We start from the raw sequence: 14,124 nt of genomic DNA, 5'->3' as shown, positions 1-14,124 counted from the left end.
CAACAGGGCAGTATAAAGTTAAACTGGCACTTAATAGTAAGCTGCCGTCAATTTACGTTCATAGTTCGAGAATTACCCCGAGTTAAAGAACCCACCATTATGAATCTTACCGAATTAAAAAATACGCCAGTATCAGAATTGATTACGTTAGGCGAAAACATGGGGCTAGAGAACTTAGCCCGTATGAGAAAGCAGGATATTATTTTCTCTATTTTGAAGCAGCATGCGAAAAGTGGCGAAGATATTTTCGGCGATGGCGTACTGGAAATATTGCAGGATGGATTTGGTTTCCTCCGTTCAGCAGACAGTTCTTACCTCGCAGGTCCTGATGATATCTACGTTTCTCCTAGCCAAATCCGCCGTTTTAACCTACGTACAGGTGACACAATTTCAGGAAAAATTCGTCCTCCTAAAGAAGGTGAACGTTATTTTGCCCTCCTGAAAGTCAACGAAGTTAATTACGACAAACCTGAAAATGCCCGCAGTAAAATTCTTTTCGAAAACCTCACTCCATTACATGCAAACCGTCGTCTGCGCATGGAACGTGGTAATGGTTCAACTGAAGATTTAACTGCTCGTGTACTAGACTTAGCGGCTCCAATCGGTCGTGGTCAACGTGGTCTGATTGTGGCTCCACCGAAAGCCGGTAAAACAATGTTACTGCAAAATATTGCAGCGAATATTGCACACAATTACCCTGATTGCGTTCTGATGGTTCTGTTGATCGATGAACGTCCTGAGGAAGTGACAGAAATGCAGCGTTTGGTTAAAGGTGAAGTTATTGCTTCAACTTTCGATGAGCCTGCAGCACGTCACGTCCAAGTCGCTGAAATGGTGATTGAAAAAGCGAAACGTCTAGTTGAACATAAAAAAGACGTTATCATTTTACTCGACTCTATTACGCGTCTAGCTCGTGCATATAACACGGTTGTACCTTCCTCTGGGAAAGTATTAACCGGTGGTGTGGATGCTAACGCATTACACCGTCCAAAACGTTTCTTCGGTGCTGCTCGTAATGTTGAAGAAGGTGGAAGCCTGACAATCATTGCAACTGCACTGGTTGATACTGGTTCTAAGATGGATGAAGTTATTTACGAAGAGTTTAAAGGTACAGGTAACATGGAACTGCACCTATCTCGTAAGATTGCAGAAAAACGTGTTTTCCCTGCAATAGACTACAACCGTTCAGGTACGCGTAAAGAAGAGTTACTTACATCGCAAGATGAGTTACAAAAAATGTGGATCCTACGTAAGATTATTCACCCAATGGGCGAAATCGATGCGATGGAGTTCCTCATCAGTAAGTTAGCGATGACAAAAACCAACGAAGAGTTCTTTGATTTTATGAAAAGAGCGTAACCGTTAAGGTTCTCTGCGTATTATAAAAAAGGTGCCTGTTATGGCACCTTTTTTTTGTTTTCATACTCGATAGTTGTGTATAAAAATTAAAGCCTACCATATTAAGCAGGTTTAATATTTTACTGATTTATTTTCAATAAATTAAGAACATGTTTTATTTGGTTCATTTATAAATAGCATTGGGTAACAGATGGAGTTTTTATTAAAAAATTAATAATAAACGATAGGAAATACTAACGAATATTCTTTAATTTATTGAATTAAAAGATAAATTTATGAAAATATTTATTTTGTGATTAGCGTTAAATTTATTTTCGCCACTTTATTATTTAATCATCAAGCGCCTATTTAAACATCAATCGATTAACTCAATTTTAGAGTATTGCTTTTATGGCATGCATATTGCAGCTATTCAGTATAAAATTACCGGATGTTTCGTTATTAAATCAAACACACTAATAAAGTGTAAAAACTAATAATGTTACAGGAATCTCTTTATGAATAAAGATTCGTCTTATAGCAGATTTCAGTACCAAGATGATAATGCATTGGCGTATGCTGGTTTATCTGCATTCGCTAACAAATTAGTTTTGAAAGTTAAATATAAAGATTAAGAGAGTCAAACAGTGGACACCATACACTTTGTAACCAATCTCTTCTACGTTTTCTTGTTTTCATTAGTTTTTATTTTTCTGGCTCGAGTTGTTGCAATAAAAATCGGGTTAGTTGATAAACCTAATTTCAGAAAGAAACACGTAGGATTAGTTCCTCTTGTTGGGGGAATTTCCGTTTTCTTTGGGATCTGTTTTGCATTTTATATTACCGGAGAATACATTCCTCATAAGTGGCTATACATCGCTTGTGCAGGGTTATTAGTCTTTATTGGCGCATTAGATGATAGGTTTGACATTAGTGTGAAACTAAGGGCTGGTATTCAAGCGATCGTTGCGGTTGTTATGATGACAGCGGCAGGGTTGAAACTTGATTCACTCGGTCATGCCTTTGGCCCATGGGAACTGGTACTGGGTCCATTCGGTTATATCGTTACCCTATTTGCAGTATGGGCAGCAATTAATGCTTTTAACATGGTTGATGGCATTGATGGGTTACTCGGTGGCTTATCTTCTGTTTCTTTTGGCGCTCTCGGCTTTTTGCTATATCAAAACGGTAACTATGCGTTAGCATTTTGGTGTTTTGCCTTTATTGCAGCTATCCTTCCTTATATTCTTCTGAATTTAGGTGTGCTAGGCCGTCGTTTTAAAGTTTTCATGGGAGATGCGGGAAGTACGCTGATTGGGTTCACTATTATTTGGATCCTTGTGGCTTCGACCCAAGAAGAAGTACATCCGATTAACCCAGTTACCGCTTTATGGATTATTGCGATCCCGCTAATGGACATGGTTGCCATTATGTATCGTCGAATTCGTAAAGGGATGAGCCCATTTTCACCCGATCGCCAGCACATTCATCATTTAATTATGCGTTCTGGTTTTACACCAAAAGGGGCATTTGTACTGATTACACTATCAGCGGCCGCTTTAGCATGTGTCGGTATTATTGGTGAACACTTAACATTTGTACCTGAATGGGTAATGTTGGCATTATTTTTGCTTGTATTTATGATGTATGGTTACTGCATCAAACGAGCTTGGAAAGTCGCCCGTTTTATTAAGCGAGTGAGACGTAGAGCACGTAGAGGAGCAGTACGGTAACGACAAAACGAAAATAGAGGTTCTGTGCAGTGAATAACTCAGAAACACAACCGAGTCAGCATCAATCGCCAATAGAGCCGGAATTGGATATCCGTGGTTTATGTCGCTCACTGTGGCAAGGTAAAATTTGGATCGTTGCATTTGCCGTTATTTTTGCAGCAATTGCCTTGGGAGCGTCCTATTTTATGCAGCCGAAGTGGAGTGCGACAGCAATTACGGATTTACCAACCGTCAATAATCTGGGAAGTTACTATTCTCAGCAGCAATTTCTGCGCAACCTCGATTCCCGTATTAATACTACGGGGCAAGAAGGGCAATTACCGACAATTGCAAAAGAAGCTTATCAAGAATTCACAAAGCAGCTTGGCTCTTATGATACACGTCGTCAATTTTGGCTAAATACGGATTACTATAAGCAGCGCTTAGAGAATGATCCTAAAGCAGATGCCGCATTATTGGATGAGCTCATCAACGATATTGAGTTTACGCCAGCAGATGAAGTCAAAAATTTAACAGATAGCATTAAGTTAGTGGCGGAAACTTCCGCAGATGCGAACCAGTTGCTGCGTCAATACACTCAGTTTGCTAACCAACGTGCCACAATGAATCTAAATGATGAAATTAAAGGCACTTGGGCAACGAAAATGCAATCCATGAAGGCATTAGTTAAACGTGAAGATATGGTGGCCAAGGCCGCTTATGAGCGACGTTTGAATGCACTGGAACAAGCATTAAAAGTTGCAGAAAAACAAGGTATTGTACGTAATCAAAGCGCAACACCTGTGGATGAAATCCCAGATTCAAAAATGTTTATGTTAGGTGCCCCTTTATTACAAGCACAAATTGAAACATTGAAAGCAACCGGCCCCGATCACGACAGTGATTACGACCAAAATATTGCCATGTTATCAACATTGAGCGTCGGGCCTACCCTCCAAGATAATTTTCAAGCATATCGCTATTTACGTACTCCTGAAGAGCCCGTTAAACGCGATAGTCCTCGTCGAGCCTTTATGATGGTTCTATGGGGAGCCATAGGGATGTTAGTAGGTGCCGGAGTGGTACTTGCTCGCCGCCGCCCATCTTGATTTTGGGATAAGCCACTGGCGAATTTTCCAGTGGCATATAAAGTTATTAAGATTATACAAAGCAGCTCACTGCGAAAGATAAATATAAGAGAGTCACTGTGAAAGTATTGACTGTATTCGGCACACGACCTGAAGCTATTAAAATGGCACCACTGGTTCATGCATTGGCTGAGGATACAGACTTTGAAGCTAAAGTTTGTGTTACGGCACAGCATCGTGAAATGCTAGATCAAGTACTGAAACTGTTTGAGATCATTCCAGATTACGATCTCAATATTATGAAGCCAGGGCAAGATTTAACTGATATCACTTGTCGTATTCTTGAAGGGTTGAAAAGCGTTTTTGCTGATTTTCAACCGGATGTTGTTCTTGTTCATGGCGACACAGCTACAACGATGGAAACTAGCCTTGCGGCATTTTACCATCGTATACCAGTAGGGCATGTTGAAGCGGGATTACGTACAGGAAACCTGTATTCGCCATGGCCTGAAGAGGCAAACCGTAAGATTGCTGGCCATTTAGCGATGTATCACTTCGCGCCAACTGAAAATTCACGCCAAAATTTGTTAAAAGAATCTATCCCTGACAGTCATATTTTTGTCACCGGTAATAGTGTGATTGATGCGTTATTGTGGGTACGTGATAAAGTCATGAGCGACCAGCATATGATGGAGAAATTGGCTGCAAATTACCCATTTATCGACCCAAATAAAAAAATGATTTTAGTCACGGGCCATCGTCGAGAAAGTTTTGGTGGTGGCTTTGAACGTATTTGTCACGCTTTAGCAGAAATTGCACAAGCGCATCCCGATGTGCAAGTCGTATATCCAGTTCACTTAAATCCAAATGTGAGTGAGCCTGTTAAACGTATACTGCATGATATTGATAATATTATTTTAATTAGCCCTCAAGACTATCTACCGTTTGTTTATTTGATGAACCATGCTTATTTGATTCTAACAGACTCAGGTGGTATTCAAGAGGAAGCACCTTCTCTCGGTAAGCCTGTTTTGGTGATGAGAGATACCACAGAACGACCAGAAGCTGTTGATGCAGGTACTGTTCGTCTTGTGGGAACAGATACACAAAAAATTGTGAAAGAAGTTAATCGGTTACTGACAGATGACGCGGAGTATCACGAAATGAGCCGCGCACATAACCCTTATGGGGATGGTCATGCATGTCAGCGTATTCTTGCAGCATTGAAAAGTAATCAGGTGAAATTATGAGTTTTGAAACTATTTCTGTTATTGGCCTTGGTTATATTGGTTTACCAACAGCAGCAGCCTTTGCATCACGTAAAAAACAAGTGGTTGGTGTCGATGTTAACCAACATGCCGTTGATACTATTAACCAGGGTAAAATCCACATCGTGGAGCCAGAACTGGATATCGTGGTCAAAAAGGCGGTTGAAGAAGGCCATCTGAAAGCTTTTACTAAGCCGCAACCTGCAGATGCTTATCTGATTGCTGTGCCTACGCCATTTAAAGGCGAGCACGAACCTGACCTCGCGTATGTACGTGCTGCAGCTGAGTCTGTTGCTCCGGTGCTGAAGAAAGGGGATTTAGTCATCCTTGAGTCTACATCGCCAGTAGGAACAACAGAGCAAATGGCAGAGTGGATGGCAGCTGCTCGCCCTGATTTAACCTTCCCTCATCAAGCAGGGGAAGAAGCCGATATCGATGTAGCGTACTGCCCTGAGCGTGTGTTACCAGGTCAAGTGATGGTCGAATTAATTAAAAATGACCGCGTTGTTGGTGGTATGACGCCAAAATCCTCTCTGCGTGCAAGTGAGCTATACAATATTTTCCTTGAAGGTGAGTGTGTAATTACTAACTCAAGAACTGCGGAAATGTGTAAGTTAACGGAAAATAGCTTCCGTGATGTGAATATTGCTTTTGCGAATGAATTATCATTAATTTGTGCGGAACAAGACATCAATGTGTGGGAGTTAATCAGCCTCGCGAATCGTCATCCACGCGTTAATATTTTGCAACCAGGCCCAGGTGTTGGTGGGCACTGCATCGCGGTTGACCCATGGTTTATCGTTGCGCAAAATCCAAAACAATCACGTCTTATTCATACCGCTCGTTTAGTCAATGATGGCAAACCAATTTGGGTTGTTGACCAAGTGAAAGCGGCAGTGGCTGATTGCTTAGTGGAAACCGGTAAAAAAGCCAGTGAAGTGACCATTGCCTGTTTCGGCCTGTCATTTAAACCTAATATTGATGATTTACGTGAAAGCCCAGCAATGCACATCACCAAAATGGTGGCGAACTGGAACCCAGGTAAAACGTATGCGGTTGAGCCACACATTGATGAATTACCGACCTCTTTAAAAGGCATTTCTGAGCTAGTTTCGATTGAAAAAGCCGTTAATGAAGCGGATGTGATCTTAATGTTAGTTGACCACAATATGTTCAAAGGCATCCAAGGCTCTGCGATCCCACAAAAATGGGTTGTGGATACAAAAGGAGTATGGCGTTGAAACGCATTTTAATCACTGGAGGCGCCGGGTTTATCGGCTCTGCTGTTGTTCGTCATATTATTGAAAACACTGACGACAGCGCAGTGGTTCTGGATTGCTTAACCTATGCAGGTAACTTAGAGTCCCTTGCAACGGTTGCGAATAACCCGCGCTATGCTTTTGAGCAGGTGAATATTTGTGATAGAGCTGCATTAGATGCCGTTTTTGAAAAATACCAACCCGATGCCGTGATGCATTTAGCGGCAGAAAGCCATGTTGACCGTTCAATTGATGGCCCTGCGGCATTTATCGAAACCAACATTGTGGGAACTTACACATTGTTAGAGGCGGCTCGCCATTACTGGTCTGCACTGAATGATGAGAAAAAAGCGGCTTTCCGTTTTCATCATATTTCGACAGATGAAGTTTATGGCGACCTCGAGGGGCCTGATGGTTTCTTCACAGAAACCACGCCTTATGCGCCAAGTAGCCCTTATTCCGCATCGAAAGCATCGAGCGATCACTTGGTTCGTGCATGGCAAAGAACCTATGGTCTGCCGACGATGATCACCAATTGTTCAAATAACTACGGGCCGTATCATTTCCCAGAGAAATTGATCCCCTTAATTATTTTGAATGCTTTAGCGGGTAAGCCTCTGCCTGTTTATGGGAAAGGTGAGCAAATTCGTGACTGGCTGTTTGTTGAAGACCATGCACGAGCACTGCATTTAGTTGCGACAACCGCACAACCTGGCACCACCTATAATATTGGTGGTCATAATGAGCGCCGTAATATTGACGTTGTAGAAACGATTTGTGAGCTGCTTGAAGAGCTGCATCCGCAGAAGCCACAAGGTGTGGCGCACTACCGTGACTTAATCACGTATGTGAAAGACAGACCGGGCCACGATATGCGTTATGCCATTGATGCCGCGAAAATTGAGCGCGAATTGGGGTGGACGCCACAAGAAACCTTCGAATCAGGTATCCGCAAAACGGTGCAGTGGTATTTGAACAATGAAACGTGGTGGCGCCGCGTACAAGACGGTTCCTATGCGGGCGAACGTCTAGGTCTAGGAAATTAGGTGACAGTATGAAAGGTATTATATTAGCTGGAGGGTCGGGGACGCGTTTGCATCCTATCACTCGCGGTATTTCTAAACAGTTATTGCCTATCTACGATAAGCCGATGATTTACTACCCGCTTTCAGTCCTGATGTTGGCGGGAGTTCGTGAGATTTTAATTATCTCTACCCCTGACGACTTGCCGATGTTTAAGCGTTTATTAGGGGATGGTCATGAGTTTGGGATTGAGCTGAGCTATGCAGAACAGCCATCACCAGACGGCCTTGCGCAAGCGTTTATCATTGGTGAAGAGTTCATTAACGGTGATTCGTGCTGTTTAGTATTGGGCGACAATATCTTTTTCGGCCATTCATTTAGCCCAAAATTAAAATCTGTTGCTAAACGAGTAAATGGCGCAACGGTTTTTGGTTACCAAGTGATGGATCCTGAGCGTTTTGGTGTCGTGGAATTTGACGATAATTTTAAAGCACTGTCGATTGAAGAAAAGCCGGTTAAACCTAAATCGAATTGGGCGGTGACAGGGCTGTATTTCTATGACTCACAAGTAGTTGAATTTGCAAAACAAGTTAAGCCTTCTGAACGAGGTGAGTTAGAAATCACGTCAATTAACCAAATGTACTTAGAACGTGGCGAATTAAACGTTGAATTGCTCGGTCGTGGTTTTGCTTGGTTAGATACAGGTACCCACGATAGCCTCATTGAGGCAGGTACTTTTGTACAAACCGTTGAAAAACGCCAAGGCTTCAAAGTTGCTTGTTTAGAAGAAATAGCATGGCGTAACGGCTGGCTGACAGACGAGCAAGTCGCTTTTTCAGCACAACAGCTGAAAAAAACAGGTTATGGGCAATACTTAGAGGATTTATTACGTGTCCGTCCGCGCCAGTATTGAGAGCCTGCCATGGGAGAGCGAATTTTTTCATCGCTCAACGGCAAAGTTGAATTTTACGGGGGATAATCTCGAGACCCTCCTTGCTTATCAAATAAATGAATACGATATCGTGCAAGCAAAAGTCGCCGCGTCTGAAACGCAGCTGATTGATGATTTGGCTGGTATGGGTTTTTCATTTGTTGAAGGTGAAATCGATTTCGCTCTTACTATTGGCACAGAAAATGCTTATTTAAAGGCAGGTTTAACAGCGGAAGATCACATTGTTGTCGCACAAGTGGATGATATTCCTACTTTACGGCAAGCCGCTGAGTCTGTCTTTAGCAAAAGCCGCTTTAGAGCACCTTGGTATCGTGATGGTGATAGCGGTCAGTTTTATGCGTTGTGGATAGAAAAATCAGTACTTGGTACGTTTGATCACACTTGTTTACTAGTTAAAGACGCGTCTGGTGCGATATTGGGCTTTGTGAGTTTACGGCATCTTGATGCAGAAACAGCACGGGTTGGCCTACTAGCGAAAATGCCAGAAGCGAAGGGGCAAGGTGTAGGGCGTAAGTTGATGTCTGCAGCATTTAATTGGTGTGTGGAACACCAAAAAACACAGTTAAATGTGGCCACGCAAATCAGTAATGTTGCGGCATTAAATCTTTATTCACGTAGCGGTGCAGCAATTGCCAGTACCGCTTATTGGTTATACAGGGGACAACATGATTCCATTTAATAAACCACCAGTTGTAGGTACTGAATTAGAGTATATGAGACAAGCCATGGAAAGTGGCAAACTGTGTGGTGACGGTGGCTTCACGAAACGTTGTGAAGAATGGATGGAAAAACGGTTTAATTGCCCGAAAGTGCAGTTAACGCCATCTTGTACGGCCTCATTAGAAATGGCGGCGATCCTGATTGATACTAAGCCGGGTGATGAAATCATCATGCCAAGCTTTACTTTTGTATCAACCTCTAACGCATTTGTATTACGTGGCGCTAAAATCGTGTTTGTTGATATCCGTCCGGATACCATGAATATCGATGAAACTAAAATTGAAGCCGCAATCACTGAACGTACGCGTGCCATCGTTCCAGTCCATTATGCAGGTGTTGCTTGCGAGATGGACACCATTATGGCTATCGCGAAAAAACACGATTTATTCGTGATTGAAGATGCGGCACAAGGTGTGATGTCGACGTATAAAGGCAAAGCACTGGGGACTATCGGCCACATTGGCTGTTATAGCTTCCATGAAACTAAAAACTATTCTTCAGGCGGTGAAGGTGGGGCAACGCTTATCAATGATAAAGACTTGATTAGCCGTGCTGAAGTGATCCGTGAAAAAGGAACGAACCGTAGCCAATTTTTCCGTGGTCAAGTCGATAAATACACATGGCGTGATATCGGCTCAAGCTACTTGTTGTCTGATTTGCAAGCGGCTTACTTATGGGCACAGTTAGAAGAAGCCGACAAAATTAATGAGCGCCGTTTACTACTATGGAAACGGTATGATGAAGCGTTGCAGCCATTGGTTGATGCGGGACGTTTAGTCCTAGCAACTGTGCCAGAAGGCTTAAAACATAATGCCCATATGTTCTACATCAAACTTAAAGATATCGAAGAGCGTACCGAATTCAATGATTACATGAAATCTCATGGCATTTTGACGGTATTCCACTACGTTGCATTACACACTAGCCCGGCAGGTATTGAGTTTGGCCGTTTCCATGGTGAAGATAAATATACAACATCAGAAAGTGATCGCTTAGTGCGTTTACCGATGTTCTACAACATGACTGATGACGAACAGCAGACGGTCATTGAGCGAATCAAAGCGTTCTTTGCCTAATGTCTCTTGCTAAAGCATCGGTTTGGACTGCTGGCTCTACCCTGATTAAAATCGGGGTAGGCCTGTTAATCGTTAAGTTGTTTGCAGTCTCATTTGGGCCCAGCGGTGTGGGGCTGGCGGGTAACTTCCGCCAATTGATTACTGTACTAGGGGTGTTATCTGGTGCAGGGATTTTCAATGGTGTCACAAAATATGTTGCAGAGCACCACCAAGACCCACAAAAATTACGTGCGGTTCTGGGAACTTCATCGACGATTATTTTAGGATTTTCAGCGCTACTTGCGCTTATCTTTTTACTTTGCAGTGCGCCAATTAGCGTGGCGTTATTTGATAGTGAAAAATACAGCTCAGTTATTCAAATAGTCGCCTTAATTCAAATGGGTATCGCGTATGCGAACTATTTTCTGGCTATTTTGAAGGGCTACCGAGACGCATCAGCAAACGCATTAGCCATTATTTTAGGTAGCGTAATTGGTGTAATTGCTTATTATTTATGCTATCTAGTGGGCGGGTATGAAGGTGCACTAGCGGGGTTAGCATTAGTTCCTGCACTTGTGGTATTGCCTGCGGCTGGGATGATAATTAAACGCAAGCAGTTTGCGTTATCGTCATTGAAGCCAGCATGGGACAAAGCGATTGCGACTAATTTAGGCAAATTTACGGTCATGGCGATGCTAACGGCAGTCACACTGCCAGTCGCTTATATCATGATGCGAAACTTACTTGCCCAAACCTATAGCTGGGATGAAGTGGGGTTATGGACCGGTGTGACCACCATTTCAGATGCCTATTTGCAGTTTATTACCGCGACATTTTCAGTGTATTTATTGCCGACGTTATCGCGTTTGCAGCATAAAAATGAAATCACAGCAGAAATTGTTAAAGCATTGAAGTTTGTTTTACCTGCTGTTGCCGTTGTGAGTTTTACAGTTTGGTTACTACGTGATTTCGCGATTTGGTTGCTGTTCTCAAAAGAATTTACAGGGATGAGAGACCTGTTTGCATGGCAGCTAGTCGGTGATGTATTGAAAGTGGGGGCGTACGTATTTGGCTATTTGGTCATTGCCAAAGCCGCATTGCGTTTTTATGTCCTCACTGAAGTGAGTCAATTTTTATTATTAACGGGCTTTGCCCATTGGCTTATCCCTGAACATGGTGCAGTAGGTGCAACTCAGGCTTATATGGCCACTTATATTGTCTATTTTACCTTATGTTGTTGCGTATTTTTGATTTACCGTAGGCGAGCATGACAACCTTAATACATGTACTGGGATCGAATCTCCCACACCACAACCAGACGGTACTGACGTTTTTTAATGACGTCATTTGCCAAGAAATGGCTTCGTCATCAACGCCGCATTTTATGGTGGTAAGCGATGATGCGCAGCTTGCTGACGCTTATCCTCAGCTAAAAATAGATGTTTTTGCGAATAAACAGGCCATTGCTAATAGTGTTATACAGCGTGCCAAGGCAGACCGCCGTACTCGCTTTTTCTTTCATGGGCAATTCAACGCCCCTATTTGGTTAGCGCTATTATTTGGTCAAATCAAATCCCATCAGTTTTGGTGGCATATATGGGGAGCTGACCTCTATGAAGAATCTAGCTCTCTAAAATTTAAGTTATTCTATATTTTGCGTCGTTTAGCGCAGAAAAAAGTAGGGCATGTGTGTGCAACACGTGGCGATTTGTGCTATTTCCACCAGTCGAACCCTAAAGTGCCTGCCACTGTGTTGTATTTTCCAACACGAATGGACCCCGCATTGACAATTAGCGAGCCTAAGGCACGTGAAGGTTCTCAACTGACTATTTTGTTGGGTAACTCAGGTGACCGTTCTAATCGTCATGTAGAGGCGCTGAGTGCGATTAAACAGCAATTTGGTGATGAGGTTAAGGTTATTGTCCCAATGGGCTATCCTGCAAATAACCAAGGCTATATTGAACAAGTCGAACAGGCTGCAAATAGTGAGTTTACTTCAGGGCAAGTAGAAATTCTGAAAGAGCGCATGGAGTTTAGCGAGTACCTTAATTTGCTCAAATCCTGTGATCTTGGCTATTTTATTTTTAATCGCCAGCAAGGTGTTGGTACGGTTTGTTTGCTAATTCAATTTGGTATTCCTTTTGTGATCAGCCGTCAAAATACATTTTGGCAGGATCTAACTGCTCAAAATGTCCCTGTATTTTTCTATGGTGACAACCTGACGATACCACTAGTGGATGAAGCTCAGCGCCAAATGAGCTTATTAGATAAACAGCATATCGAATTTTTTGCTCCTAACTTTACTGAAGGCTGGAAAGCCGTTCTCAGTGCCGTGGAGGAGCGAGCATGACACTGACGGAGTTAGGTGGCTTAGCACTGGTCTACCTGATATCAATTATTTTTATTGGTACTTTGTTGTACAAAGAGTTTTTACGTGCTCGGTTTAACTTCAATATTTTCTTTTCAATGCTGTATTTATTGACGTTTTACTTTGGTTTTCCATTAACTTGTGCGTTAGTGTTCCAATTTGATGTTGCGGTTGTGAAAGCGGATTACTTACTTTACGCCCAACTAGCGGCTACCAGTTTTTATGCGATTTATTATGTTGCTTATAAAACACGGCTTTCTAGGCAACCAGACGCACCACGGCGTGCGTTGTTTAGCATGAACAAAGTGGAAACGAATCTAACCTGTCTGTTATTGATACTGATTGCAGTCGTGACAGTAGGTATATTTTTCATGCAGAACGGTTTTTTGCTGTTTAAGCTAAAATCCTATAGCCAAATTTTCTCCAGCCAAGTTTCTGGCGTGGCATTAAAACGCTTTTTCTATTTCTTCATACCGGCAATGTTGATTGTTTATTTCTTGCGACCGACACAGAAACGTTGGATTTTCTTCCTCGTTAGTACCGTTGCATTTGGTTTCTTGACCTATGTTATCGTTGGAGGAACCAGAGCGAACATTATTATTGCTTTCGCACTATTCTTATTTATTGGGATTGTCAGGGGTTGGATTACGCTGTGGATGCTAGCTGCAGCCGGGGTCGCAAGTATTGTAGGTATGTTCTGGTTAGCCTTAAAGCGCTATGGGCTAGATGTCAGTGGTGCCGAAGCGTATTACACTTTCTTGTATTTAACACGGGACACATTCTCCCCGTGGGAAAACTTAGCATTACTGCTAAGCCACTATGATGAGATGGACTTTCAAGGCCTAGCGCCGATTATCCGTGACTTTTATGTTTTTATTCCTTCTTGGGTTTGGCCAGAACGCCCAGATACGGTATTGAATTCCGCCAACTATTTTACGTGGGAAGTACTAAACAACCATTCTGGACTGGCAATTTCCCCAACACTGATTGGTTCATTGGTGGTGATGGGTGGGGTGATTTTTATACCACTCGGAGCCATAGTTGTGGGGCTTATCATCAAATGGTTTGATTGGATCTATGGCATGAGCCTGAAAGAACCGAATCGCTATAAGGCTGCCATTATGCAGGCATTTTGTTTTGGTGCCATTTTTAACATTATTGTTTTAGCGCGTGAAGGCGTGGATTCTTTCGTCTCACGGGTGGTTTTCTTCTGCTTAATATTCGGACTGTGTCTGGTGTTAGCAAAATTACTGTATTGGTTATTTGAAAGTGCAGGGCTTATTCGCACAAAAACAGCTTCTTTTTTAAGAAGCCAACAGCGTGAAAGCCGCTAAAGGAGTA

At 42.6% G+C, this 14,124-nt stretch carries 12 protein-coding genes; all 12 read left to right on the top strand.

What is annotated here, in order from left to right:
- Positions 1-99 precede the first annotated feature (99 nt).
- The 12 genes from rho to wzyE all read left to right on the top strand — a co-directional run bounded on the left by rho (position 100) and on the right by wzyE (position 14,117).
- Positions 100-1,359, top strand: coding sequence for a transcription termination factor Rho (gene rho / locus PR834_RS15585; protein ID WP_004906109.1), 1,260 nt, complete (start codon positions 100-102; stop codon positions 1,357-1,359).
- A 626-nt stretch (positions 1,360-1,985) separates the two neighbouring features.
- Positions 1,986-3,071: a UDP-N-acetylglucosamine--undecaprenyl-phosphate N-acetylglucosaminephosphotransferase gene (gene wecA / locus PR834_RS15580; RefSeq protein WP_004906107.1), complete on the top strand. Its 1,086-nt coding sequence runs from the start codon at positions 1,986-1,988 to the stop codon at positions 3,069-3,071.
- Between the two features lie 29 nt (positions 3,072-3,100).
- A complete protein-coding gene (gene wzzE / locus PR834_RS15575; protein ID WP_094962450.1) occupies positions 3,101-4,159 on the top strand; it encodes an ECA polysaccharide chain length modulation protein in 1,059 nt (352 codons plus the stop codon).
- 98 nt (positions 4,160-4,257) lie between these two features.
- Positions 4,258-5,388 carry a non-hydrolyzing UDP-N-acetylglucosamine 2-epimerase gene (gene wecB, locus PR834_RS15570; protein WP_272536765.1) on the top strand — a complete coding sequence of 377 codons (1,131 nt, stop codon included), beginning with the start codon at positions 4,258-4,260 and terminating at the stop codon, positions 5,386-5,388.
- Positions 5,385-6,647: a UDP-N-acetyl-D-mannosamine dehydrogenase gene (gene wecC / locus PR834_RS15565; RefSeq protein ID WP_094962451.1), complete on the top strand. Its 1,263-nt coding sequence runs from the start codon at positions 5,385-5,387 to the stop codon at positions 6,645-6,647. Before wecB ends, wecC begins: the two co-directional genes overlap by 4 nt.
- Complete coding sequence (rffG, locus tag PR834_RS15560; RefSeq protein ID WP_181489940.1) at positions 6,638-7,711, top strand: dTDP-glucose 4,6-dehydratase; 1,074 nt, start codon at positions 6,638-6,640, stop codon at positions 7,709-7,711. The genes wecC and rffG overlap by 10 nt, the downstream gene beginning before the upstream one ends.
- A gap of 8 nt (positions 7,712-7,719) precedes the next feature.
- Positions 7,720-8,601, top strand: a complete 882-nt coding sequence (rfbA, locus tag PR834_RS15555) for a glucose-1-phosphate thymidylyltransferase RfbA (protein WP_004906097.1) — start codon at positions 7,720-7,722, stop codon at positions 8,599-8,601.
- Positions 8,579-9,319, top strand: coding sequence for a dTDP-4-amino-4,6-dideoxy-D-galactose acyltransferase (gene rffC, locus PR834_RS15550; RefSeq protein WP_164456177.1), 741 nt, complete (start codon positions 8,579-8,581; stop codon positions 9,317-9,319). The genes rfbA and rffC overlap by 23 nt, the downstream gene beginning before the upstream one ends.
- A complete protein-coding gene (rffA, locus tag PR834_RS15545) occupies positions 9,306-10,436 on the top strand; it encodes a dTDP-4-amino-4,6-dideoxygalactose transaminase (protein ID WP_094962453.1) in 1,131 nt (376 codons plus the stop codon). The genes rffC and rffA overlap by 14 nt, the downstream gene beginning before the upstream one ends.
- Positions 10,436-11,686 carry a lipid III flippase WzxE gene (gene wzxE / locus PR834_RS15540; RefSeq protein WP_165880551.1) on the top strand — a complete coding sequence of 417 codons (1,251 nt, stop codon included), beginning with the start codon at positions 10,436-10,438 and terminating at the stop codon, positions 11,684-11,686. The genes rffA and wzxE overlap by 1 nt, the downstream gene beginning before the upstream one ends.
- Positions 11,683-12,765, top strand: coding sequence for a TDP-N-acetylfucosamine:lipid II N-acetylfucosaminyltransferase (locus PR834_RS15535; RefSeq protein WP_004906092.1), 1,083 nt, complete (start codon positions 11,683-11,685; stop codon positions 12,763-12,765). The genes wzxE and PR834_RS15535 overlap by 4 nt, the downstream gene beginning before the upstream one ends.
- Positions 12,762-14,117 carry an ECA oligosaccharide polymerase gene (wzyE, locus tag PR834_RS15530; RefSeq protein WP_094962456.1) on the top strand — a complete coding sequence of 452 codons (1,356 nt, stop codon included), beginning with the start codon at positions 12,762-12,764 and terminating at the stop codon, positions 14,115-14,117. Before PR834_RS15535 ends, wzyE begins: the two co-directional genes overlap by 4 nt.
- Positions 14,118-14,124: the final 7 nt, after the last annotated feature.

The organism is Providencia sp. PROV182, from assembly GCF_028480325.1.
Taxonomy (GTDB): Bacteria; Pseudomonadota; Gammaproteobacteria; order Enterobacterales; family Enterobacteriaceae; genus Providencia; species Providencia hangzhouensis.
Note: the sequence above shows the minus strand (reverse complement) of the source record. Positions and strands in the feature narration are given on the sequence as shown.

What these genes read in the sequence shown, in the direction of transcription:
- rho (WP_004906109.1), top strand. Translation starts at nt 100, where the DNA reads ATGAATCTTACCGAATTAAAAAATACGCCAGTATCAGAATTGATTACG.
- wecC (WP_094962451.1), top strand. Translation starts at nt 5,385, where the DNA reads ATGAGTTTTGAAACTATTTCTGTTATTGGCCTTGGTTATATTGGTTTA.
- rffG (WP_181489940.1), top strand. Translation starts at nt 6,638, where the DNA reads ATGGCGTTGAAACGCATTTTAATCACTGGAGGCGCCGGGTTTATCGGC.
- rfbA (WP_004906097.1), top strand. Translation starts at nt 7,720, where the DNA reads ATGAAAGGTATTATATTAGCTGGAGGGTCGGGGACGCGTTTGCATCCT.
- rffA (WP_094962453.1), top strand. Translation starts at nt 9,306, where the DNA reads ATGATTCCATTTAATAAACCACCAGTTGTAGGTACTGAATTAGAGTAT.
- wzxE (WP_165880551.1), top strand. Translation starts at nt 10,436, where the DNA reads ATGTCTCTTGCTAAAGCATCGGTTTGGACTGCTGGCTCTACCCTGATT.
- PR834_RS15535 (WP_004906092.1), top strand. Translation starts at nt 11,683, where the DNA reads ATGACAACCTTAATACATGTACTGGGATCGAATCTCCCACACCACAAC.
- wzyE (WP_094962456.1), top strand. Translation starts at nt 12,762, where the DNA reads ATGACACTGACGGAGTTAGGTGGCTTAGCACTGGTCTACCTGATATCA.